This window comes from Azospirillum rugosum (assembly GCF_017876155.1).
Classification (GTDB): domain Bacteria; phylum Pseudomonadota; class Alphaproteobacteria; order Azospirillales; family Azospirillaceae; genus Azospirillum; species Azospirillum rugosum.
In genome coordinates this window covers 175054-198991 of record NZ_JAGINP010000015.1, presented here as the reverse complement: position 1 = coordinate 198991, position 23938 = coordinate 175054, and the positions used below count along the sequence as shown (strand labels likewise).

At 70.1% G+C, this 23938-nt stretch carries 16 protein-coding genes; 15 read left to right on the top strand and 1 reads right to left on the bottom strand.

All coding sequences use genetic code 11. From position 1 onward, the window contains the following. Positions 1-27: 27 nt before the first annotated feature. Positions 28-1524: a DUF2142 domain-containing protein gene (locus tag J2851_RS20720; protein WP_246500806.1), complete on the bottom strand. Its 1497-nt coding sequence runs from the start codon at positions 1522-1524 to the stop codon at positions 28-30. Between the two features lie 208 nt (positions 1525-1732). On the opposite strand from J2851_RS20720, the gene J2851_RS20715 reads away from it, so the two are divergent. From J2851_RS20715 to J2851_RS20645, 15 genes are all read left to right on the top strand, one after another. Then, positions 1733-3238 carry a glycosyltransferase gene (locus J2851_RS20715; RefSeq protein ID WP_209768569.1) on the top strand — a complete coding sequence of 502 codons (1506 nt, stop codon included), beginning with the start codon at positions 1733-1735 and terminating at the stop codon, positions 3236-3238. 98 nt (positions 3239-3336) lie between these two features. Next, complete coding sequence (cysD, locus tag J2851_RS20710) at positions 3337-4242, top strand: sulfate adenylyltransferase subunit CysD (protein WP_209768568.1); 906 nt, start codon at positions 3337-3339, stop codon at positions 4240-4242. Further along, complete coding sequence (cysC, locus tag J2851_RS20705) at positions 4242-6158, top strand: adenylyl-sulfate kinase (protein WP_209768567.1); 1917 nt, start codon at positions 4242-4244, stop codon at positions 6156-6158. Before cysD ends, cysC begins: the two co-directional genes overlap by 1 nt. 138 nt (positions 6159-6296) lie before the next feature. Next, a complete protein-coding gene (locus tag J2851_RS20700) occupies positions 6297-7256 on the top strand; it encodes a UDP-glucuronic acid decarboxylase family protein (RefSeq protein ID WP_209768566.1) in 960 nt (319 codons plus the stop codon). Between the two features lie 465 nt (positions 7257-7721). After that, positions 7722-8660 carry a replication protein RepA gene (locus J2851_RS20695; protein ID WP_209768565.1) on the top strand — a complete coding sequence of 313 codons (939 nt, stop codon included), beginning with the start codon at positions 7722-7724 and terminating at the stop codon, positions 8658-8660. Positions 8661-8843: 183 nt separating this feature from the next. Then, positions 8844-9941 (top strand): glycosyltransferase family 4 protein, encoded by a 1098-nt coding sequence (locus J2851_RS20690; protein ID WP_307419988.1) that lies wholly within the window; start codon positions 8844-8846, stop codon positions 9939-9941. Between the two features lie 351 nt (positions 9942-10292). Next, the gene (locus tag J2851_RS20685; protein ID WP_246500805.1) at positions 10293-13421 is read left to right on the top strand and encodes a glycosyltransferase; all 3129 of its coding nucleotides are present in this window, start codon (positions 10293-10295) and stop codon (positions 13419-13421) included. Positions 13422-13424: 3 nt separating this feature from the next. Further along, entirely contained in the window at positions 13425-13976 is a 552-nt protein-coding gene (gene rfbC / locus J2851_RS20680; RefSeq protein WP_209768563.1) for a dTDP-4-dehydrorhamnose 3,5-epimerase, read from the top strand. Between the two features lie 42 nt (positions 13977-14018). Continuing rightward, positions 14019-15074: a dTDP-glucose 4,6-dehydratase gene (rfbB, locus tag J2851_RS20675; RefSeq protein ID WP_209768561.1), complete on the top strand. Its 1056-nt coding sequence runs from the start codon at positions 14019-14021 to the stop codon at positions 15072-15074. Further along, positions 15071-15970 (top strand): dTDP-4-dehydrorhamnose reductase, encoded by a 900-nt coding sequence (gene rfbD, locus J2851_RS20670; protein WP_209768560.1) that lies wholly within the window; start codon positions 15071-15073, stop codon positions 15968-15970. The genes rfbB and rfbD overlap by 4 nt, the downstream gene beginning before the upstream one ends. Positions 15971-15997: 27 nt before the next feature. Beyond that, positions 15998-16861 carry a glucose-1-phosphate thymidylyltransferase RfbA gene (gene rfbA, locus J2851_RS20665; RefSeq protein ID WP_209768559.1) on the top strand — a complete coding sequence of 288 codons (864 nt, stop codon included), beginning with the start codon at positions 15998-16000 and terminating at the stop codon, positions 16859-16861. Between the two features lie 259 nt (positions 16862-17120). Continuing rightward, the gene (locus tag J2851_RS20660) at positions 17121-17870 is read left to right on the top strand and encodes a TylF/MycF family methyltransferase (RefSeq protein ID WP_209768558.1); all 750 of its coding nucleotides are present in this window, start codon (positions 17121-17123) and stop codon (positions 17868-17870) included. A 185-nt stretch (positions 17871-18055) separates the two neighbouring features. After that, a complete protein-coding gene (locus J2851_RS20655; RefSeq protein WP_209768557.1) occupies positions 18056-19420 on the top strand; it encodes an ABC transporter ATP-binding protein in 1365 nt (454 codons plus the stop codon). Further along, positions 19413-23060 (top strand): class I SAM-dependent methyltransferase, encoded by a 3648-nt coding sequence (locus tag J2851_RS20650; protein ID WP_209768556.1) that lies wholly within the window; start codon positions 19413-19415, stop codon positions 23058-23060. Before J2851_RS20655 ends, J2851_RS20650 begins: the two co-directional genes overlap by 8 nt. A gap of 17 nt (positions 23061-23077) precedes the next feature. Then, positions 23078-23902, top strand: a complete 825-nt coding sequence (locus J2851_RS20645; RefSeq protein ID WP_209768555.1) for a glycosyltransferase — start codon at positions 23078-23080, stop codon at positions 23900-23902. Positions 23903-23938: the final 36 nt, after the last annotated feature.

Here is a 23938-nt window from a genome sequence, read left to right as displayed (position 1 = left end):
GTCAGCCACTGGGGCCGGCCGCCGCCCTCAGCCGCCAACAGGCCACAGCCCCTTCCAGACGTCCAGGACCTCCGCCAGCACGGCGCCGCCCAGGGCCAGGGCGGCGGCGAAGAGGGCGAGCCGCAGGCCCCGGCGCAGCCCGGCGGGGCGCCAGGCGCCGGCCGCGGCGGCGAGCCCCAGCAGGACCAGCGCGTGCATGGGCAGGAAATAGCGGCCCTGGACGCCGTCCACGGTGGCGGAGCCCACCGGCGTGAAACCGACCCAGAAGGCCGCCAGGACCAGCAGCGCGTAGGCCGGCGCCGGGACAAGGCAGCCGGCCGCGAAGCCGGCGTCGCGCCGGGATGGTCTGTCGCCGGCGTCCCGCCGGGATGGGCCGTCGCACAGCGCCAAGCCCATCAGCACCCAGAAAGCCGGCAGCACCCAGCGGTCGGACGCGTAGCCGTGCCAGGGCGGGGGGTGGCCGCCGTAGCGCCCGTAGCCGTCGCGCCACCACATCACCGCCCAGTCGCGCACCGTGGCGGCGAACACCCGCAGGGCCTCCGTCGGGTCGGCCCGCAGCCGGGCGAGCTGCGCCGCCGGGTCGGCGCCGGTGCCCCAGTAGGGCCCGGGGACGAAGGGATAGGCCGCGTTCCACAGGACGGCGATGCCCACCGCCACCACAAGGCAGAGGCCGCCCAACGTGACACGCGACCGCCAGCTGCCCCCCGCGACCGCCGCGGGCAGGTAGAGCACCGCGCCGGCGAAGGGCGCCATGGTGAGCTTGAGCAGGCCGAGCGCCGCCGACAGGGCGACCAGCCCCGCCCCTTCCCCCCGGCCGAGCGGCATGCCGCGGTCGCGCAGACGCCAGACCAGGGCCAGCATCAGGACGGGCAGCGTCAGGTTCAGGGGATCGGCGCTCAGCGAGCAGGCGCTCTGCAGCGCCACCGGCGACAGCGCCAGGGCCAGGACGGCCACCCGCCCGGCCGGCAGCGCCCGCAGGATCGCGGCGACCATCAGGCCGTAGACGGCCAGGTTGCCGACGCGCCCCGCCTGCATCTGGCCGAGCGGCCCCAGCCCGGCGGCGCGCGCCGCGGCGACGGCCGCCGCCTGCGGCAGGTAGGCGAGCGGCGCGAAGCTGGCCGAGCTGGGGAAGGACACCACCTCGACGGCCGGCGGCTGGGCGGCGAGGTGGTCGGACAGGGCGTGGGCCTCCACCGGGTCGACCGGCCCGTGCTTCTGGATGCGGTCGATGTGGTAGAGCATCTGGAGATAGCCGGCCCGGTCGATCGGCCCGCCCCAGGAATTGGGGCCCAGCGTCTGCGCCAGCAGATGGCCGTCGGCGATCTGCAGGACGCGCTGCCAGTGGAAGGCCTCGTCCTGGGCGGCGAAGGGCGGCGTCCGCGCCAGGAGCAGCCCGCCGAACAGCGCAAAGTAGGCGACGGCCAGCACCGCGATCAGGATCGGCTCCAGCCGGAAGGCCGCGCCGGCGGGCGCCATGGAGACCCGCTCGACAAAGCCGCGGCCGATGAGCTTACGGCTGGACATCCGCCGATCCCTGTTCCGTTTTTCCGTGGGGCGGCCGCGATCCGGGGCGGGCCACGGCGGACAGAACCACAAGGCGGGCTGCCTTGGGAATGGTGGAATGACGGAATGGCGAAGCGTCCTCGCCACGCTCCCGGAGGGCTGTTACAGTGCGCGCCCCGTCCACCCCGTCAACGCCGCACCGGTCCCGCCGAAGGCCAAAGGCCGAGGAATGCCCGCCACCCTCCTGCATCTCGATCCCGGCCTGCCTCCCCGCATTTCACCGCCCCATGATCTGATCTGGGGCTTTTCCGGCTGGGCCTCCCGTCCGGGTGCCCGGCTGCGCGCGGCCGCGGTGACGGTCGGCGGGACGCGCTTCCCGGCCACGGGGCTGAACACCGTCCGCCTCGACGCCGAGGCCGCGCAGAGCCGCCACGGGCTGGCCCCGGATCTCGCCTGCGGCTTCTGGGGGCTGGCCACGCTCCCGCCCACGCTCCCAGGGACACGCGCGGGGGAGGCGCTGCGGCCCACCCTGGTTCTGGAGTGGACGGACGGCGCGCGCGAGGAGTGGCCGGCGGGAACGGTCGCCGTGGAGGAGCCCGCGGCGACGGCTTCCAGTGACGCACTGCCACACGGCGACGGCCCGCTCGTCGCCATCGCCATGGCCACCTACAACCCCGACCCGGCGCTGTTCCGGGCGCAGGTCGACTCCATTCGCGCCCAGACGCATGAACGCTGGGTCTGCCTGATCGAAGACGACGGCTCCGACGACGCCCACTGGCGGGACATCCTGGAGGCGACCTCCGGCGACGGCCGCTTCCGCCCGGTGCGCAACACGGTCAACCTCGGCTTCTACCGCAACTTCGAGCGCGCGCTGGGCCGCGTCCCGGCGGAGGCGGAGTTCGTCGCCCTGGCCGACCAGGACGACCGCTGGGCGCCCGGCCGGATCGCCGCCCTGATCGGCGCCCTGAAGGATGATGGTGGGCAAGGGGGCGCCGTCCTGGCCTTCGGCAACATGCGGGTGGTGGACGGCGCGGGCCGGGTCGTGTCGGAAACCTTCTGGCCCGGCCTGGACAGCCGCCACGACAGCCTCGACGCGCTTCTGATGGCCAACGCCGTCACCGGCTGCGCCTGCCTGTTCCGGGCCTCGCTGCTGCGGCTGGCCTTGCCCTTCCCGGCGCTCGGCCGGATCGCCTACCACGACCACTGGATCGCCTGCTGCGCCGCGGCGGAGGGCAGGATCGCCTACCTGCCGCAGTCGCTGGGCGACTATGTCCAGCACGGGTCGAACAGCCTGGGCTACCGGCGGCGGCCCGGCCTGCGGCTGGCGGCCAAGCTGGCGGCCTCGCTCGCGCTTGCCCCGGCCCTGGCGCTCGCGGCCCAGTCGGCGACGGCCCGCCGGCGGCTGGCCGGGCCGCTGCACCTGCTGATCGGCCTGCCCGATGCCGAGCTGGTCTGCCGCGCCGCCTTCGCCGAGACGCTGCGCCGGCGCGTCCCGCCCTGCGGCACGGCCGCGGTCACGGCGACAGCTGCGGCGACGGCCACCTTCCTGCCCGGCCCGCACCCTGGCCGCCGCCTGCTGGCCGCCCTGGTCCGGCGCGGGCCGCGCGGCCGGGCCTTCCGCGGAGTCGCCGCGCGCCTCTTCACCGGCCTCGCCATCGGGCGGCTGACGGGCCTTCTGGCCCGGCTGCACCCGCCGCCGTCCGACCGCACCGGCCCGGCCCGAGAACAAAGCTGAGCACCCCGCCGGGGGCCTTGGCAGGAGGGCCGGGGTTGCGGTAAGCCCACACGCGTCCCGGTTCGCCGCCGGGTTGCCCCTTGGAATGCGGGAACGCGATGCCGACCCTGCCAAACGACCTCCGGCTGCTCGAAGCGGAATCGATCGCCATCCTGCGCGAGGTCGCGGCGGCCTTCGCCCGGCCGGTCCTGCTCTATTCCATCGGCAAGGACAGCGGCGTGCTGCTGCACCTGGCGCGCAAGGCCTTCCACCCCGGGCCGGTGCCCTTCCCGCTGCTGCACGTGGACACCGGGTGGAAGTTCCGCGAGATGATCGCCTTCCGCGACGAGACGGCGCGCCGGCTGGGGCTGAACCTGATCGTCCACAGGAACGAGGACGGGGTGGCGCGGGGGATCGACCCGATCCGCTCCGGCTCCGCCGTCCACACCCGCGTCATGAAGACGGAGGCGCTGCGCCAGGCGCTCGACCGGCACGGCTTCGACGCGGCCATCGGCGGCGCGCGCCGCGACGAGGAGAAGAGCCGCGCCAAGGAGCGCGTCTTCTCCGTCCGCACCGCCGCCCACGCCTGGGACCCGCGCGACCAGCGGCCGGAGCTGTGGAGCCTGTGGAACACGCGCCTCCGGCCGGGGGAGTCGGTCCGCGTCTTCCCGCTGTCCAACTGGACGGAGATGGACGTCTGGCGCTACGTCGCCGCGGAGGGGCTGCCGGTGGTGCCGCTCTACTTCGCGGCGGAGCGCCCGGTGGTCCACCGCGCGGGCACGCTGATCATGGTGGACGACGACCGCCTGCCGCTGAACCCCGGCGAGGTGCCGGAGATGCGCCGGGTCCGCTTCCGCACGCTCGGCTGCTACCCGCTGAGCGGGGCCATCGAGTCCGACGCCGCGACGGTGGAGGACATCATCGCGGAGATGCGCGCGTCGCGGACCTCCGAACGTCAGGGGCGCCTGATCGACGGCGACGAGCCGGCCTCCATGGAGCGCAAGAAGCGGGAGGGCTATTTCTGATGACGGCCGGTTCCAACTCCGCCGCCGCGCCCATTCCCGAACGGGGGCTGCTGCGCTTCCTCACCTGCGGGTCGGTGGACGACGGCAAGTCCACGCTGATCGGCCGGCTGCTGCACGACGCCGGGCTGGTGCCCGACGACCAGCTGGCGCAGGCCCGGCGCGACAGCCGCGGCCGCGCCGACGAGGAGGGCGGGATCGACTTCTCGCTGCTGGTGGACGGGCTGGAGGCCGAGCGCGAGCAGGGCATCACCATCGATGTCGCCCACCGCTTCTTCGCCACCGACCGGCGCAGCTTCATCGTCGCCGACGCGCCGGGGCACGAGCAGTACACCCGCAACATGGCCACCGCCGCCTCCAACGCGGCGCTCGCGGTGCTGCTGGTCGACGCCCGGAAGGGCCTGCTGACCCAGACGCGGCGGCACGCCGTCGTCTGTTCCCTGATGGGCATCCGCCACGTCGTTCTGGCGGTCAACAAGATGGACCTGGTCGGCTTCGACGAGGCGGTCTTCGCCGCCATCGCGCGGGACTTCGCGGCCTTCGCCGCTCCGCTCGGCTTCGCCGCGGTGACGGCGATCCCCCTGTCGGCGCGGCGCGGCGACAACGTCGTCCGGCGTTCCGTCGCCATGCCCTGGCATCAGGGCCCTGCCCTGCTGGAGCATCTGGAGACGGCGGCGGTGGAGGGCGAGGGCGCGGACGGTGCCGCCGGGCCGCTGCGCTTCCTGGTGGAGTGGGTGAACCGTCCGGATCCGGACTTCCGCGGCCTGTCCGGGACGGTGCTGTCGGGCCACCTGGCGCCCGGCGACGCGGTGGCGGTGTGGCCGTCGGGTCGCCGCGCGCGCGTCGCCCGCATCGTCACCTTCGACGGCGACGTGCCCCTGGCCCGGGCCGGCGACGCGGTGACCGTGACGCTGGAGGAGGCGGTGGACGCCGCGCGCGGCGACCTGCTGAGCGGCCCTGAAGAAGGCCCGGAGGTGGCCGACCAGTTCGCCGCGCACCTGCTGTGGATGGCGGAGGAGCCGCTGATCCCCGGCCGCTCCTACCTGCTGCGGGCCGGGGCCCGCTGGGTGCCGGCGACCGTCACCGCGCTCCGCCACGCGGTGAACGTGGAGTCGCTGGAGCACACCGCCGCCGCGACGCTGGTGATGAACGCGGTCGGGCTGTGCAACCTGTCCACGGCGGCGCCGATCGCCTTCGACGCCTATGCGGCGAACCGCCACACCGGCTCCTTCATCCTGGTGGACCGCTTCTCCAACCGGACGGTCGGCGCCGGGATGATCCTGCACCCGCTGCGCCGCGCCGCCAACCTGCACCGCCAGGAACTGGCCGTGTCGTCGGCGGAACGCGCCGCGGCCAAGCGGCAGCGCCCGGCGGTCCTGTGGTTCACCGGCCTGTCCGGCGCCGGCAAGTCCACCGTCGCCAACCGGGTGGAGCGGCGGCTGCACGCGCTCGGCCACCACACGATGATGCTGGACGGCGACAACGTCCGGCTGGGGCTGAACCGCGATCTGGGCTTCACCGATGCCGACCGGGTCGAGAACATCCGGCGCGTGGGCGAGGTGGCGAAGCTGATGACGGAGGCCGGGCTGATCGTGCTCTGCGCCTTCATCGCCCCCTTCCGGGCCGAGCGGGAGGCCCTGCGCGCCCTGTTCCCCGACGGCCTGTTCCTGGAGGTGTTCGTGGACACGCCGCTGGAGGAGTGCGTGCGGCGCGACCCCAAGGGGCTTTACGCCAAGGCGCGGTCCGGCGCCTTGCGCAACTTCACCGGCGTCGACTCCCCCTACGAGCGGCCGGACGCGCCCGACCTGCGGCTCGATACCACGGCGGAGGACGCCGACGCGCTCGCCCTGCGGGTGGTGGAGGACCTGCGCGCCCGGGGCATCCTCGACGACATCCCCGGGGGCATCCCCGGCGCCTGATCCCGCCGCAAAATATCGCGGCCCAAACATCTGGACATCCGGCCGCCGGCGCGCGCATTCCTCCCCCTCGGAGTCCCGGCCGCCGTCCCCGACGACGGCGCGGCCGGAATGGTCCAAACCGTTGCCGAGAGGGGCCCCATGGCCGGAATTCGCAGCTACAATCGACGCGTCCTGGTGACCGGCGGGGCCGGCTTCCTCGGCTCGCACCTGTGCGAGCGCCTGCTGGCGCGCGGCGACGAGGTGGTGTGCGCCGACAACTACTTCACCGGGTCGCGGAGCAACATCACGCACCTGCTGGGCAACCCGCACTTCGAGGCGATCCGGCACGACGTCACCTTCCCGCTCTATGTGGAGGTGGACGAGATCTACAACCTCGCCTGCCCCGCCTCGCCGGTGCATTACCAGCACGACCCGGTGCAGACGACCAAGACCAGCGTGCACGGCGCCATCAACATGCTGGGGCTGGCCAAGCGGCTGAACGCGCGCATCCTCCAGGCCTCGACCAGCGAGGTCTACGGCGACCCCGTCGTCCACCCGCAGCCGGAGGAATACTGGGGCAACGTCAACCCGATCGGCCCGCGGTCCTGCTACGACGAGGGCAAGCGCTGCGCCGAGACGCTGTTCTTCGACTACCACCGCCAGCACCGGCTGGCGATCAAGGTGATGCGCATCTTCAACACCTACGGGCCGCGCATGCACCCCAACGACGGCCGCGTCGTCTCCAACTTCATCATGCAGGCGCTGCGGGGCGAGCCGATCACCGTCTACGGCGACGGCGCGCAGACCCGCTCCTTCTGCTACGTCGACGACCTGATCGACGGCATGGTGCGGCTGATGGACAGCGATCCGGCGATCACCGGCCCCATCAACATCGGCAACCCCGGCGAATTCACCATGCTGGAGCTGGCCGAGCAGGTGATCGCGCTGACCGGCTCGCGCTCGGCCATCGAACACCGCCCGCTGCCCCAGGACGACCCCCGGCAGCGCCGCCCGGACATCACCAAGGCCAAGGCCCTGCTGGACTGGGAGCCGACGGTGCCGCTGCGCGAGGGGCTGGCGCGCACGATCGCCGATTTCCGCCGCCGCTTCTTCGCCTGAAACCAGACGCCGCCGCAGGCCCCGGGGAGGCGGAGAGGGTTGGAGTCTTGTCGCGCCCCCGCCCCCGTCTCCCCCGCCCGGCCGGACCGCTGCCGCGGTAAATCCGCGCCAGACAGGGCCGCCGCGCGGCCCGCCGGCCGCTCCGGCGAGTCGCGCGGCGAATCGCCGGAGCGGCCGAGTCGCCGCAAACCCGCGATTCGCAAGGCTAAATCTGGAGTTTTGTCGCGTCACCCCAAGCTTCCACAGGTGGAACGGGTTATCCCCTGGAGTGTTGTCGCGGGATTCCTGGACTCTTGTCGCGCGACTCGCGATTCTCTACTGGAGTCTTGTCGCTCAAACAAATAGGTGAATCTAGTAACCTTACAAATAGTCTGCGCGACAAGATTCCAAATTGCCGCCGTCTACCTGCCGTGTTATGGATCGAAACCTAAGTTGACCTGGAACAAACGGCGAGAACAGCGCGCTATGGGCCAGTTGCATCGCCTGATCAGTCAGGTGGGTCGCGAGCAGGCGAAAGCACTCCAGACCGATCCGGAGCAGCGCTCGCTGATCGACATCGCTGCGGCGGTCTTGGAGGAAGAACGGCAAGAGCTTGGCATTACCTATTCAGGCTTTGCCTTGACCGCTCTTCCGCACCGCCGCCTGCCGGACGACCAGCCTTGGGAAAGGCGAGGCCACCGGATTCGTCTGCTGATCGAGCCCGGTCGACTGCCGGTTCGCGGCGGCGGCTTCAAGCTCTACGGCGTTCCTTATGGAAGCCGTGCGCGGATGATCCTGCTTTACCTGCAGACCCGCGCCCTCCAGACCGACAGCCGCGAGGTCGAGCTGGGCCGCAGCATGCACGACTGGCTGGACCGCATGGGCCTGTCCGTGGGCGGCCAGACCTACCGGGACATCCGGGAACAGGCCTCGCGCATCGCCGCCTGCAACCTGACCTTCGCCTGGGAGGACGCCAACAGCCTGGGCTTCGAGAAGGACTCGATCGTCAAGGGCGGCATCCATTTCTCGTCGGAGCACAATTCCCCGCAAGGCACGCTGTGGGAAGACCGCGTCCTGCTCTCCGAAGCCTTCTTCCGCGAACTGAAGGCTCATCCGGTGCCCATTTGGGAACCGGCGCTGCGGCACATCCAGAACAACAGCACGAGCATCGACATCTACATCTGGCTGGCCTACCGGCTGCACAGCCTGAGCAAGTCGACGACCATCACCTGGCCGGCGGTGTTCGAGCAGTTCGGCGCCGGCTACGCCCGGCTGCGCGATTTCCGGAAGCGCTTCATCGAGGCTCTGCAACTGGCCCTTGCCGTCTACCCCGACGCGCGGGTCGACGTGGAGGAGCACGGGCTTCTCCTGCACCCCTCGCCCCCGCCGATTCCGGAGCGCAAGATGGCGCAACTGATGCGCTGACCGCCACCGCGGGGGGACGCGACAAGACTCCAAGCGCTCCCCCCGTCCGGTCGCGACAACATTCCAGGCGGCCCGCCCCAGACGGCCCGATCGAACCGCCCTTTCCAACAGAAACTCCACCCGGTCCCCCATGATGACCAAGCGCGGTTTGCAACGGAACGGACGGCACGGGAACCGCCCGCGGTGACCGGTCCATCGATCCTGATGCTGACCCGCTACAGCCGGCTGGGGGCGAGCAGCCGGCTGCGCTTCCTCGCCTACCTGCCGGCCTTGCGCGACGCGGGTTTCCAGGTGACCGAAGCCCCGCTGCTCGACGACGATTACCTGCGCAGGCTCTACAGCGGGGGGCCGGCCGACCGGCGCCGGATCGCCGCCGCCTACGCCCGGCGCATCACGGCGCTGCGGGCGTCGCGGCGCCACGACCTGGTCTGGCTGGAGAAGGAAGCCCTGCCCTGGCTGCCCTTCGCGGCCGAAGCGGCGGCGGGGCTCGGCCGCGTTCCCTACGTCATGGACATCGACGACGCTTGGTTCGAACGCTACGCCGGCCACCGGCTGGCGCCGGTGCGGGCTGTGCTCGGCGGCAAGTTCGCGACGCTCGCCCGCAAGGCGCGGGTCGTGCTGGCCGGCAACCCCTATCTGGCCGACTGGGCGCGCGGCGCCGGCTGCCCCGACGTCCGCCTGTTGCCGACGGTGGTGGATCCCGCGCGCTACCCGCTGCTTCCCTTCCCCGGCACGTCTGACGGCCCGGCGACCGTGGGGTGGATCGGTTCGCCGTCCACGGCGCGCTATCTCGGCATGGTCGGGGATGCGCTCGCCCGGCTCGGGCCGGCCGTGCGGCTGCGGGTCATCGGGGCGTCCGAGGCCGCCCTGCCCCCCATCATGCCGGTGCCGGCGGTCTGCGTGCCGTGGCGCGAGGAGAGCGAGACCGAGGAGCTGGGCCGCCTCGACATCGGCATCATGCCCCTGCCGGACAGCCCGTGGGAACGCGGCAAGTGCGGCTACAAGCTGATCCAGTACATGGCGGCCGGCCGGCCGGTCGTCGCCTCCCCGGTCGGCGTCAACACCAGCCTGGTGCGGCATGGCGTGAACGGCTTCCTGGCCGAGGGCGAGGACGCCTGGGCCGACGCGCTTGGCCGGCTGGCCGCCGATCCGGAACTGCGCGCCCGCATGGGCGCCGCCGGCCGGCGGCTGGTGGAAGACCGCTACGCGCTTTCCGTCACCGCGCCGCAGCTGGCCGACGCCTTGCGGGACGCGGCCTCGCGGGGCGGGAACGGGGGCTGAGCCGGCCGGATGCCGCATCGCAGCAAGGGTGCGGACCACCGCCTTGCATTCCCCTGAGTGTCAGCGTATGTCTGCCGCCGGCCGCTGCGGGAAGACGCAAGGGGCAGGCGATCGGGTTTGACAGCGCACCTTTCAATACAGGATATGTGATCGTCATACCCATCAGAGACCGCAAGGGCTCCGTTTGCCGTGTGGGGCAGGGCAGAACAAGAGGCGACTGTGGATTTGCGTGTGAAGGCTCCGGCTTCCGATGCTCCGGGCCGCTTGTTCCGGTCGATCAGCCTGCTCTCCCCGGAACTCGTTACTGCCCCGCCGCCTTGGCTTGGTCATACGCCTTTTGCTTTCTGGATCATGGACGCGCTGCGCCCGGCGCGCTTCGTCGAGCTTGGAACGCACAGCGGAAACTCCTACGCCGCCTTTTGCCAGGCGGTGCGGCATCTTGGCCTGCCGACGGCTTGCGCCGCGGTCGATACCTGGGCTGACGACGCCTGGGCCAACGACGCTTGGACCGGCGACCCGCAGGCCGGCCATGGCGGCGAGGAGGTCTACCGGACCTTCGCCGCGCACCATGACCCCCGCTACGGCGCCTTCTCGCGCCTGATGCGGATGACCTTCGACGAGGCCGTTTCGGAATTCGACGACGGCTCGATCGACCTGCTGCACATCGATGGGCGGCACAGCTACGACGCGGTGCGCCACGACTTCGAGACCTGGCGGCCGAAGATGAGCCGCCGCGGCGTGGTGCTGTTCCACGGCATCGCGGAGCGACGGGGCGATGCCGGCGTGTGGCGGCTGTGGGAGGACGTGTCGGCGGCGCATCCGTCCTTCGCCTTCCTGCACGCCCACGGGCTCGGCGTGCTCGGCCTCGGCGAGGACGTGCCCGACGCGGTGCGCGCGCTGTTCGCGGTGCAGGCGGAGGGCGGCGAAGCGCTGGACACGGTGCGGCGCCTGTTCGAGCGGCTGGGCGAAGGCGCGGTCCAGGCCGAGGCCGTCCAGGAGCTGGAAGAGCGGCTGCGGCATCTGGACACGGAGGCCGCCGACCGCGCCCGCGCCCTGGCCGATGCCGAGGATCGCCTGCGCCGGCAGGATCTGGAGCTGGCCGTGCAGAAGCGGACGACCGACGAGTTGCGCGACCTCCTGGCGCAGCGCGAGTACCAGATCGGCTCCCTCCTCTCCTCGACCTCCTGGAGGCTGTCGGCCCCCGTGCGCCAATGCGGCCGCGTCTACCAGGAGGTGAACCGTGCCTACCGCCGCTGCGTCCACCGGATGACCCTGGTGCCGCACAGCGACATCAAGCCCGCCGACGGCGGAGGCTACGAGAGCACCGGCGGCGACCCCGCCTTCCTGCTGCAGTCCAGCCGCGGGCGGCTGCCCAGCCGCTGGTGCGTCATCTCCTACAAGGTGCTGCGCGCGTCCGCCCCGCTGACGCCCCTTCTCTACGCCGACGGCGGACAGGGCTTCGACGAGCGGACGGCGATCCGCCTGCCGGTCGACACCATCGGGGAGGTCAACCAGCTCGCCCTGCTGCCGCCGAAGACCCTCGCGCTGCGCTTCGACCCCGCCACCCGGCCGATGTCCTTCGAGATCGCCGATTTCACGATCCGCGAGATCGGGCGGACCCACCTGCTGCTGGATTACGCCCGGCGCAACCCGCGGCGCCTGCTGGCGCATCTGGTGCGGCACGGCTGGCAGGCGACCAAGCAGCAGGTCGCCCAGGATCTGCTGCCGGGCGACCGGGCGGCCGATTACGAGACCTGGGTGCGGCTGTACGACACGCTGGATCCCGAGGAGCTTGCGGCGATCCGGGCCGACGCGGCGCGGCTGGCGCGGCGTCCGCTGATCTCCGTGGTCATGCCGGTCTACAACACGCCGGAAGCCTACCTGCGCGAGGCGCTGGACTCCGTGCTGGCGCAGCTCTATCCCGACTGGGAGCTGTGCATCGCCGACGACGCCTCCACGGCGCCGCACATCGCCCCGCTGCTCGCCGAGTACCAGGCCCGGGACCGTCGCATCAAGGTGGTCCGGCGGGCAGCGAACGGCCACATCTCGGCCGCCAGCAACAGCGCCCTGGAGCTGGCGACCGGGGAGTTCGTGGCCCTGATGGACCACGACGACCGCCTGACCCCGCACGCGCTCTACATGGTCGCGGTCGAGCTGAACCGCCATCCCGACGCCGACATCCTCTATTCCGACGAGGACAAGATCGACGCCAGGGGGCGGCGCCACGACCCGCATTTCAAGTCGGACTTCAACCTCGACCTGCTGCACGGCCAGAACATGGTCAACCACCTCGGCGTGTTCCGCCGCTCGCTGATCGAGCGGATCGGCGGCTTCCGCGAGGGGTTCGAGGGCAGCCAGGACTACGACCTGACCCTGCGTGCGGTGGAGGCCACCACGCCGGCCCGCATCCGCCACATCCCGGCGATCCTGTACCACTGGCGGGTCTTCGCGGAGTCCGCCGCCTTCTCCACGGTCGACCTGCCGCGCGCCACGGCGGCGGCCCACCGCGCGCTGACCGAGCATTTCCAGCGGCGCGGCGTCCAGGCCAGCGTCGAGACCTCGCCCTCCACCCACCGCTTCACCCGCATCCGCTACGCCCTGCCCGACCCGCTGCCCCGCGTGTCGCTGATCGTGCCGACGCGCGACAAGGTCGGCCTGCTGAAGGGCTGCGTGGACGGGCTGCTCCAGCGCACCGACTACCCCGACCTCGAAATCATCATCGTGGACAACAACAGCGAGGAGGCGAAGACCTTCGCCTACTTCGACACGCTGAAGGACGAGCCGCGGGTGCGGATCCTGCGCTACGAGGCGCCCTTCAACTACTCCTCCATCAACAACTTCGCCGTGGCGCAGGCGACCGGCTCGGTGATCGGCCTGATCAACAACGACATCGAGGTGATCGGGGCCGACTGGCTGAAGGAGATGGTGAGCCACGCGCTGCGCCCCGAGGTGGGGGCCGTCGGCGCCAAGCTCTACTATGCGGACGGGACGGTCCAGCACGCCGGCGTCGTCACCGGGATCTGCGGCGTGGCCGGGCATGGGCACAAGGGGCTGGCCCGCGACGCCCACGGCTATTTCAGCCGCGCCCAGCTGACGCAGAACCTGTCCTGCGTCACCGCGGCCTGCCTGATCATGCGCCGGGCCGTGTTCGAGGAGGTCGACGGCCTGGACGAGGCGAACCTGGCCGTCGCCTTCAACGACGTGGACTTCTGCCTGCGCATCCGCGACCGGGGCTATCTGGTCGTCTGGACGCCCTTCGCCGAGCTGTACCATCTGGAATCCGCGTCGCGCGGTCCCGACACGGCGCCCGACAAAGTTCAGCGCTTTATGAGCGAGGTCAATTACATGCGCCGGCGCTGGGGCGATCGTCTGGCGCAGGATCCGTATTACAACCCAAATTTGTCCTTGGACGCCGAGGATTTCGGACTGGCCTTTCCTCCCCGCGTCCTCAAGCCCTGGCTCGACAAGGAAAGCACCTGACCCATGGATGTCACCGCTCTCGCCATCCCCGACGTGAAGATCATCCGGCCGAAGAAGTTCGGTGACCATCGCGGCTTCTTCTCGGAGACCTACAGCAAGAAGGCGTTCGAGGCGGCCGGGCTGCATTACGACTTCGTGCAGGACAACCAGTCCCTCTCGGCGGAGGTGGGCACGGTGCGCGGCCTGCATTTCCAGCTGCCGCCCTTCGCGCAGGACAAGCTGGTGCGCGTCGTCCGGGGCGCCATCCTGGACGTGGCGGTGGACATCCGCCGGGGCTCGCCCACCTTCGGCCAGCACGTCAGCGCGGTCATCAGCGCCGAGGAATGGAACCAGATTTTCGTTCCCATCGGCTTTGCGCACGGATTTTGCACACTGGAACCTAATACCGAAGTGGTATACAAGGTCACGAACTTCTATTCGGCCGCGCATGACCGGGGTCTGCTGTGGAACGATCCGGATCTGGGCATCGATTGGCCGGTCGCGACGGACAAGGCCCTGCTGTCGGACAAGGATCTCAAGCATCCGCGGCTGGCGGAACTGGGCGAGTGTTTCTGACGCGGTGTTGACGACTTGTTGGTAAAGGGGGCAGGTGTCTTGATGAAGCGTATCCTCGTCACGGGTGGAGCCGGTTTCATCGGTTCGGCCGTCGTGCGTCAACTTCTGGCCGAGACCGACGCCTTCGTCGTCAACGTCGACAAGCTGACCTACGCCGCCAACCTGTCCTCGCTGCCGGGCGCTGCGGAAAACCCCCGCTACGCCTTCGAGAAGGTCGACATCTGCGACGGGGAGGAGCTGCGCCGCGTCTTCGCGGAGCACCGGCCGGACGCCGTCATGCACCTGGCCGCGGAGTCCCACGTGGACCGCTCCATCGACGGGCCGGGCGAGTTCATCCAGACCAACGTCGTGGGCACCTTCCGCCTGCTGGAGGCGGTGCGCGGCTACTGGATGGGGCTGCCGGCCGAGGAGCGCGCGGCCTTCCGCTTCCACCACATCTCCACCGACGAGGTGTTCGGCACGCTGGGCGACGAGGGCTTCTTCACCGAGACGACGGCCTACAGCCCGAACTCGCCCTATTCGGCCAGCAAGGCGTCCTCCGACCATCTCGTCCGGGCCTGGCACGAGACCTACGGCCTGCCGGTGGTCCTGACCAACTGCTCGAACAACTACGGCCCCTACCATTTCCCGGAAAAGCTGATCCCGCTGATGATCCTGAAGGGTCTGAAGGGGGAACCGCTGCCGGTCTACGGCAAGGGCGACAACGTCCGCGACTGGCTCTACGTCGAGGACCACGCCCGCGCCCTGCGGCTGGTGCTGGAGAAGGGCGTGATCGGCGAGAGCTACAACATCGGCGGCTACAACGAGCGCACCAACCTGGACGTGGTGCGCACCCTGTGCGCGCTGCTGGACGAGCTGGCCCCGGCCGGCGCGCCGCACGACCGGCTGATCACCTTCGTCGCCGACCGCCCGGGCCATGACAAGCGCTACGCCATCGACGCCTCCAAGATCACGCGCGAGCTGGGCTGGAAGCCGCAGGAGACCTTCGAGACCGGCCTGCGCAAGACGGTCGAATGGTACCTGGAGAACCGGTCCTGGTGGGAAGCCATCCTGAACGGCTCCTACCGCGGCGAGCGGCTGGGGCTCGACGCGGCATGAAGATCCTCGTCCTCGGCACCAGCGGGCAGGTCGGCACCGAGCTGATGCGGGCCGCCTGGCCGCCGGGCACGGAACTGGTCGGGCTGGCCCGTCCGGACGTCGACATGGCCCGGCCGGAGACGGTGGACGCGGCGGTGGCGGCGCACGCCCCCGACCTCGTCGTCAACGCCACCGCCTACACCGCCGTGGACAAGGCCGAGAGCGACCGCGACGCGGCCTTCGCCGTCAACCGCGACGGCCCGGCCCGGCTGGCCGCGGCCTGCGCCGCGCGCGGCGTGCCGCTGGTCCACATCTCCACCGACTACGTGTTCGACGGCACCAAGCCGGCGCCCTACACGGAGGACGACCCGGTCGCCCCGCTCGGCGCCTACGGCGCCAGCAAGGAGGCCGGCGAGGCGGCGGTGCGCGCGGCCTGCCCGTGCCACGTGATCCTGCGCACCTCCTGGGTCTACGCCGCGCACGGGGCCAACTTCGTCAAGACCATGCTGCGCTTCGGGCGCGAGCGCGAGGAGATGCGCGTGGTCGCCGACCAGCACGGCGCGCCGACGGCGGCGTCCGACATCGCCGCCGCGATCGTGGCCATCGCCGGGCGCATCGCCGCCGCCAAGGACCCCGGACGCGACGTTCCCTGGGGCACCTACCACTTCACCGGCACCGGCGAGACGACCTGGCACGGCTTCGCCGAGCGCGTCTTCCAGCGGCTGGAGGCGGCCACCGGCCGGCGTCCGCGGCTGCTGGCCATCACCACGGCCGAGTATCCCACTCCCGCCCGCCGCCCGGCCAACTCCCGGCTGGACTGCGCGCGCATCCGGACCGCGTTCGGCATCGAGGCCCCGCGCTGGGAAGACAGCCTGGACCGCGTGCTCGACGAGCTGCTCTCCTCCCCGGCATCCTAAGAAGACTTCACGACAGGCGGCGCGATCATGAAGGGCATCATCCTGGCCGGCGGGTCCGGCACCCGGCTTTATCCGGTGACGCGGGCGGTCAGCAAGCAGCTCCTGCCGATCTACGACAAGCCGATGATCTATTTCCCGCTCAGCACGCTGATGCTGGCGGGGATTCAGGACATCCTGATCATCACCACGCCGCACGACCAGGCGCTGTTCCAGGCCGTGCTCGGCGACGGCGCGCAGTGGGGCATCAACCTGACCTACGCGGTGCAGCCCTCGCCCGACGGGCTGGCCCAGGCCTTCATCATCGGCCGCGAGTTCGTCGGCAACGACAGCTGCGCGCTCGTGCTGGGCGACAACATCTTCTACGGCCACGGCCTGACCAACCTGCTGCGCGCCGCCGGCGAGAACACCCAGGGCGCCCGCGTCTTCGCCTACGGCGTCCGCGACCCGGAACGCTACGGCGTGGTCGAGTTCGACGAGCAGGGCCGCGCGCTCAGCATCGAGGAGAAGCCGGTCAACCCGCGCTCCAAGTGGGCGGTCACCGGGCTCTATTTCTACGACAACGACGTGCTGGACATCGCCGCGGCGGTGAAGCCGTCGCCGCGCGGCGAGCTGGAGATCACCTCGGTCAACGCCGCCTACCTGGAGGCCGGCCGCCTGTCGGTCGAGCAGATGGGCCGCGGCTACGGCTGGTTCGACACCGGCACCCACGACAGCCTGCTGGAGGCGGCCGAGTTCGTCCGCACCATCCAGCACCGGCAGGGCCTGCAGATCGCCTGCCCGGAGGAGATCGCCTTCATCTCCGGCTGGATCGACGCCGAGCAGGTGCGCCGCCTCGCCGAGCCGCTGAAGAAGAACGAGTACGGCCGCTACCTGCTGAGCCTGACCGAATAGGGACGGCGCGGGCCGCCGCATTCGTCAGGACCGGCTTGCCAAGAACCCAACGGAGACAGCCGTGCGAGGGGGCGTTCCACAAGGGCGACCCTTCGCACGCGCGTGCATGGGAAGCATCGGCCCGGCCGGTGAGGACCGCGTCCGTTCCCGGCTTGCGGACGCCGTTTCAGGCCTTACCAAAGACAAGCGTTCGGGCTAACGTGCCGCCAACTGAGACCATGAATGGGCGTTTGCCCGACATTGCCGGCTGAAAGAGCGCATGATGGACGAGAGTCGTTCGCTGTACCTGGATCTGATGGTCCGGTGCCTGGTTGGCGCCATCTATGAGGATCCTTCGCACGATCCCTGGTCCGAACCCACATTTGCTCCGGAACGGCGCCGGGGTGGCCTCGATTGGCCGCTGAAGGCCCATTCGATGATCGGGGAACTGCGCATGAACAACGTGCGCACCGCCGTCGAGCATGTGCTCAAGCACGGTGTTCCGGGCGACCTCATCGAGACCGGCGTCTGGCGGGGCGGCACCACGATCTTCATGCGGGCCATCCTGAAGGCCTACGGCGTCACGGACCGCCTCGTCTGGGCGGCGGATTCCTTCGAAGGCCTGCCGCCGCCCGACCCGGAACACTATCCCGTCGATGAAGGGGACGTGCACAGCACCTTCTCCGAACTGGCGGTGTCCCTGGACGAGGTGAAGTCCAACTTCAGCAAGTATGGCCTCCTCGACGACCAGGTCCGCTTCCTCAAGGGCTGGTTCAAGGACACCCTGCCGGGCGCGCCGATCGAGCGGCTGGCGGTGCTGCGCCTCGACGGCGACATGTACCAGTCCACCATCGAGACCTTCGAGGCCCTGTACGACAAGGTGTCGCCCGGTGGCGTGATCATCGTGGACGACTACGGGGCGGTGGCCGCCTGCAAGCAGGCGGTGCACGATTTCCGCGCCGCCCGCGGCATCGAGGACAGCATCAAGGACATCGACGGAATCGGTGTCTATTGGATCAGGTCGGCCTGATCCCGAGCGCCCGCGCCCCGGCGGGGCGCGGGTGTCGCGACGTGGAAGGGGGGCCGGCCTTGCCCCGTGATCCGGACTGGATGATCCGGAGTGGACTTGGCAGGCAAGCTTCGATAAATGTGCGAACGCCATGGATCGAACCCGTCGGCCGCCCGCCGCGACCCCGCCACAATCGGACCTTTTGGATGCCGTCTGACATCGCGATCAGCGTCAAGGGCTTGGGCAAGGCGTACACCATCTACAAGAAGCCCGAAGACCGCATCAAGCAGATGCTCTGGCGCAACCGTCGCAAGTTCTACGACGAGTATTGGGCACTGCAGGGCGTTGATCTGGAGATCCGGCGCGGCGAAACGGTCGGCATCATCGGCCGCAACGGGTCGGGCAAGTCCACCTTCCTGCAGATGGTCTGCGGCACGCTGACCCCGACCCGTGGCGAGGTGGCGGTGACGGGGCGCATCGCCGCCCTGCTGGAACTCGGCGCCGGCTTCAACCCGGAATTCACCGGCCGCGAGAACGTCTATCTCGCCGCCTCCGTGCTGGGGTTGGAGCGCAGCCAGATCGACGAGCGCTACGCCGCCATCGAGGCCTTCGCCGGCATCGGCGATTTCATCGACCAGCCGGTCAAGCTCTACTCCAGCGGCATGTACGCCCGGCTCGCCTTCGCGGTGGCCGCCCATGTGGACGCCGACATCCTGATCGTGGACGAGATCCTGTCGGTCGGCGACGTCGCCTTCACGCAGAAGTGCATGCGCTTCATCCGGCAGTTCAAGGAGCGCGGCACCCTGCTGTTCGTCTCCCACGACGCCTCCAGCGTCATCAACCTGTGCGACCGCGCGGTGTGGATCGACCGCGGCTTCCTGCGCGAGACGGGACCGGCCAAGGAGGTCTGCCACAGCTACCTCGCCGCGCTGTACAGCGAGCAGGACGACACCTCCTTCCGCATCGGCGGCAGCCGCCGCCCGCCGGAGGGGCCGGTCAGGGCGAAGCCCGACGTGCGGCACGACGTCCTCAAGGAATCCACGGCCCGCAACGAGATCGAGCTTTTCGACTTCAACCCGGACGCCCCCTGGTTCGGCAGCCGCGGCGCCACCATCGAAGGCGTGCGCCTCCAGGATCCCGCCGGCGCCAGGCTGGACGCGCTCTACGGCGGCGAGGAGGTGATCCTGCGCGTGGACGCCGCCGCGCACACGGACATCGACAGCCCGATCGTCGGCTTCGTCGTCAAGGACCGGCTGGGGCAGACGCTGTTCGGCGACAACACCTACATCACCTTCCGCGAGACGCCCGTCACGGTGCGCGCCGGGCAGGGCTTCTCCGCCAGCTTCCAGTTCCAGTTCCCCTACCTGCCGGCCGGCGACTACGCCATGAGCGTGGCCATCGCGGCCGGCACGCGGGACGATCACGTCCAGCACCACTGGATCGACGAGGCCCTGTTCCTCAAGGTCGTGTCGAGCCACGTGTCGCGCGGCCTCGTCGGCCTGCCGATGCACGCCATCGACCTCGTCGTCCACCAGCCGGACCATCAGTCAGGGTTTGCCGAGAATGCCTGAAACCCCCGCCCTGCCCGAAACCGACCGCGCGGAAGGCGGGGATCTTCACAGCCTGCTGTCCGATCCCTGCTTCTGGTTTCCGGAGCGCCTGAGCGATCCGGACGCCTGGGTGGGGCACATCCCCTTCGCCTTCTGGGCCATCGATGCGCTGCGTCCGCGCACGCTCGTCGAACTCGGCACGCACACCGGCAATTCCTACCTCGCCTTCTGTCAGGCGGTGGACGCGCTTGGGGTGGAAACCGCCTGCTACGCGGTGGACACGTGGCAGGGCGACGAGCACGCCGGCTTCTACGCCGACGCCATCTATCAAAGGCTGTCGGCCTATCACAACCCGCGATACGGCCGCTTTTCGCGTCTGGTCCGCACGACCTTCGACGAGGCGCTGCCGCAGTTCGCCGATGGCAGCGTCGACCTGCTGCACATCGACGGGCTGCACACCTACGAGGCGGTCCGCCACGACTTCGAGACGTGGCTTCCCAAGCTGAGCGACCGCGCCGTGGTCCTGTTCCACGACACCAACGTGCGCGAACGCGGCTTCGGCGTCTGGCAATTCTGGGACGAGGTCAGCCGGAACCATCCGGGTTTCCTGTTCCTGCATTCCAACGGGCTGGGCGTGCTCGCCGTCGGCCGGAATCTGCCGGAGCCTTTCAAACGCCTGATGGAGGCCGCCCAGGATCCGGAGCGCCTCGACAGCGTCCGCCGGATCTTCGCGCGGTTCGGCGCGCCGCTGAACGACCAGCTGCGCCTGCGCCATCTGACCGAGCAGGCCGAGCATCTGACCGCCGTCCTGCAACAGCGCGACAACGACATCGCCACGCTCACCCAATCGCTGATCGCGCGCAACGGCGACGTCGACGCCCTGAACCACACGTTGGAGCAGCGCGACACCAGCATCAAGGCGCTGAACGGAAGCATTGCCGCGAAGGACCGGGAGCTGGCCGCCCTGGCGGAAACCCACGAGGTGCTTCTCGTCGCCAAGAGGGAAATCGACCGCCTGCGCGCGTTCGTCGCCGAAGCCGGACATGCCGGGTCGGGCCGGGTCCCAGCGTCCAGCGGCGCCTCAAGGGGTGCCGTCACGCCGGTGTTGCCGAAGCGCCGCTGGAACGACGCCGCCGCCCTTCGCATGGGCAGGGCTGCCGCACGGCTGCGCCGGAGCGGCTGGACAAGGCAGAGCGACCGCCTGATCCTCTGGGCCGAAATCGTGCGCTGCAACCCGTCGTCGTCGCTGCGGCAGCTGTGGCACGGCTTGCGGGAGGGTGGTACGAGCCATCCGCTGTTCGACAGCGCCTATTACCTGCGCACCAACCCCGACGTGGCGGCGGCCGGCGTCAACCCCCTGGGGCACTATCTGGCCGTCGGCGCCTGGGAGAACCGGAACCCGCATCCGCTGTTCGACAGCGCCTATTACCTGCGCACCAACCCCGACGTGGCCGCGGCCGGCGTCAATCCCCTGGTGCACTATCTGACCATCGGTGCCTGGGAGAACCGGAACCCGCACCCGCTGTTCGACAGCGCCTATTACCTGCGCGCCAACCCCGACGTGGCGGCCGGCGGTGCCAATCCCCTGGTGCATTACATCGAACAAGGCGCGCGGGAGGGGCGCAACCCGCACCCGCTGTTCGACGGCGCCCATTACCTGCGCGCCAACCCCGGCGCGGCGGCCGAGGTGGCGGCGGACGGGACCACCCCCCTGGCGCATTACCTGGCCGTCGGCGCCTCGGAGAAGCGGGACCCGCACCCGCTGTTCGACAGCGCCTACTATCTCAGCACCAACCCCGACGTGGCGGCCGACGGGACCAACCCCCTGCTCCATTATCTGGAGCGCGGCGCGCGGGAAGGGTGCAACCCGCACCCGCTGTTCGACAGCGCCCACTACCTGCGCACCAACCCCAGCGTGGCGGCCGACGGGATCAACCCCCTGCTCCACTACATCACGCACGGCGCGTGGGAAGGGTGCAACCCGCACCCGCTGTTCGACAGCGCCCATTACCTGCGCACCAACCCCGATGTGACCGCCAGCGGCGCCAATCCCCTGGTGCATTACCTGGCCGTCGGTGCCTGGGGAGGCCGGAACCCGCACCCGCTGTTCGACAGCGCCTACTACCTGCGCACCAGCCCCGACGTGGCGGCCGGCGGGGCTCATCCGCTGCTCCACTACATCGCGCACGGCGCGCGGGAGGGGCGCAACCCGCACCCGCTGTTCGACAGCGCCTACTACCTGCGCACCAACCCCGACGTGGCGGCGACCGGCATGGATCCGCTGGTCCATTATCTGGCGCATGGGGCCTGGGAGAAGCGCAATCCGCATCTTCTGTTCGACAGCGCCTATTACCTGCGCACCAACCCCGACGTGGCGGCCGGCGGGGCCAACCCGCTCGTGCATTATCTGGAGCACGGGGCCTGGGAGGGGCGCAACCCGCACCCGCTGTTCGACAGCGCCTACTATCTGCGGACCAACCCCGGTGTGGTGGCCAGCGGAGTCAACCCGCTCGTGCACTACCTGACCATTGGCGCTTGGGCGAACCGCGATCCGCACCCGCTGTTCGACAGCGTCTACTATCTCAGCACCAACCCCGACGTGGCGGCGTCCGGCGCCAATCCCCTGGTGCATTTCATCGAGTCCGGCGCCGCCGAACTGCGCAACCCGAACCCGCGCTTCGACATGAGGCTGTACGCGCAGATCACGCCGGACGGGGTGGACAACCCGCTGCTGCATTACCTGACCAAGGGTCCGGTGAAGGGCTTCTGCCTGCCCGGCACGGTGGATGAGACGGTGGTGGCGGCGGCGCTCGGTGTGGGGACCGAGCTGAAGGGGCCGTTGCGGCTGACCGCGGGGATCGTGCTGTACGACAACGAGGCCCCTCAGATCGCCGAGCTTGTGGGCTCGATCCGCCTCGCGGCCTCGGCCCTGCCGGACGGAATCACGGTGGACGTGGCGCTGCTCGACAACGGCGGCGCTCCCTTCGACCCCGCTGCCCTGCCCGAGGCCGTGCATTACGAAAAGCCCGACGCCAACCTGGGCTTCGGCAAGGGCCACAACGCGCTGATGCGCCGCGCTTTCCAGGCGGGCGCCGACTTCTACCTGGGGGTCAACCCGGACGGCCTGCTGCACCCGGACTGCCTGGTGCAGCTGCTGCGCATGGCGGTGGCCGACCAGGGCGAAAGCCTGTTGGAAGCCATCCAGTTTCCCGAGGAGCATCCGAAGTGGTACGAGCCGGACACGTTCGACACGCCCTGGGTGTCGGGCGCCTGCTTCCTGATGCCGCGCGCCATCTTCGAGGCGACCCAGGGCTTCGACGAGCACATGTTCCTGTACTGCGAGGACGTGGATCTCTCCTGGCGGGTCCGGCTGGCCGGCTTCCGCACGCGCATCTGCCCGACCGCCATCTTCCACCACGACGTCTCCGACCGCGGGCATGAACCGTGGCGCTTCAAGGAGATGCTGCTGGCCGGCCGTTATCTGGCGCGCAAGTGGGGCAACCCGGCCTTCCGCGAGTACACCGAACAGCTGCTGGTCAGCAACGGCGTGGCGAGCAGCCCCGCCGAGTTGCCCGACCTGGAAAGCCTGCCCGTGATCGAGGCGCCGGGGGACATTCCCGACTTCGACCACGCCTTCAGCTTTGCCCTTACCCGTTGGTGAAGAACCGCCGCGCCCCCATGCCGAACGACAACCACACCATCGACGTCATCGTCCGCTTCCACGACGCCAGCAAGGGCGAGACGCTGCTGCGCGCGCTCTTCTGCCTCCACGGGCAGACCCATCCGGCCGTGCAGCCGATCCTGGTGCTGCAGGGCTTCTCCAATGACGACGTGCAGGCCGTGGAGCGGCTGGTGTCGCGCTTCGCCTGGAACGAGAGGCACCGTCGGCCGATCGTCCACAACTACGTTCCGCCGGCGCCGGGCGACCACCGCTCGCGCCTCATCAACGAGGGGTTCCGGATCGGGACGGGGCGCTACATCGCCATCCTCGACTACGACGACGTCATCTATTCCCACGCCTACACGCACCTGATCGGCCGCCTGCAGGCGTCGGAGGCGGCCATTGCCTTCGGGCGCATCGCGGTGAAGCACGTCATGCCCCTGAAGCATTACGAGTTCGTGCTGGCCACCACGCGCAACAACTTCAAAGGGTCCGGGCTGAGCGACCTGTTCCTCGACAACTTCTGCCCGATCCACAGCTTCGTGCTCGACCGCAGCAAGATCGCGGCGGAGGACCTGCGCTTCGACGAAACCATGACGCGGCTGGAGGACTACGACTTCCTGCTGCGCACCTGCGCCAAGTACCCGGCCGATTTCGAGGGGCTGGACCGCTTCGTCGGCACCTACTACTGGCGCATCGACGGCTCCAACACCGTCCAGTCCTACGGACCCGGTGCCGAGGAGAACCGGCGGCAGTGGCGGGAGGCGCAGGAGAAGATCAGGACCCTGAAGGAGGAGCTGGGCCTTCTCGGCGCCAGGGGGTTGGTCGCGGCGCCGGAATGATCCTGCCCGGCGGCCCCCGCCCGGTGGCTGTGCCGG

Coding starts and splice junctions, on each gene's coding strand:
- J2851_RS20715 (WP_209768569.1), top strand. CDS start 1,733: ATGCCCGCCACCCTCCTGCATCTCGATCCCGGCCTGCCTCCCCGCATT.
- J2851_RS20655 (WP_209768557.1), top strand. CDS start 18,056: ATGCCGTCTGACATCGCGATCAGCGTCAAGGGCTTGGGCAAGGCGTAC.
- J2851_RS20650 (WP_209768556.1), top strand. CDS start 19,413: ATGCCTGAAACCCCCGCCCTGCCCGAAACCGACCGCGCGGAAGGCGGG.
- J2851_RS20695 (WP_209768565.1), top strand. CDS start 7,722: ATGGGCCAGTTGCATCGCCTGATCAGTCAGGTGGGTCGCGAGCAGGCG.
- rfbB (WP_209768561.1), top strand. CDS start 14,019: ATGAAGCGTATCCTCGTCACGGGTGGAGCCGGTTTCATCGGTTCGGCC.
- cysD (WP_209768568.1), top strand. CDS start 3,337: ATGCCGACCCTGCCAAACGACCTCCGGCTGCTCGAAGCGGAATCGATC.
- J2851_RS20645 (WP_209768555.1), top strand. CDS start 23,078: ATGCCGAACGACAACCACACCATCGACGTCATCGTCCGCTTCCACGAC.
- J2851_RS20720 (WP_246500806.1), bottom strand. CDS start 1,524: ATGTCCAGCCGTAAGCTCATCGGCCGCGGCTTTGTCGAGCGGGTCTCC.
- rfbD (WP_209768560.1), top strand. CDS start 15,071: ATGAAGATCCTCGTCCTCGGCACCAGCGGGCAGGTCGGCACCGAGCTG.
- rfbA (WP_209768559.1), top strand. CDS start 15,998: ATGAAGGGCATCATCCTGGCCGGCGGGTCCGGCACCCGGCTTTATCCG.
- J2851_RS20685 (WP_246500805.1), top strand. CDS start 10,293: ATGGACGCGCTGCGCCCGGCGCGCTTCGTCGAGCTTGGAACGCACAGC.
- cysC (WP_209768567.1), top strand. CDS start 4,242: ATGACGGCCGGTTCCAACTCCGCCGCCGCGCCCATTCCCGAACGGGGG.
- J2851_RS20700 (WP_209768566.1), top strand. CDS start 6,297: ATGGCCGGAATTCGCAGCTACAATCGACGCGTCCTGGTGACCGGCGGG.
- rfbC (WP_209768563.1), top strand. CDS start 13,425: ATGGATGTCACCGCTCTCGCCATCCCCGACGTGAAGATCATCCGGCCG.
- J2851_RS20660 (WP_209768558.1), top strand. CDS start 17,121: ATGATGGACGAGAGTCGTTCGCTGTACCTGGATCTGATGGTCCGGTGC.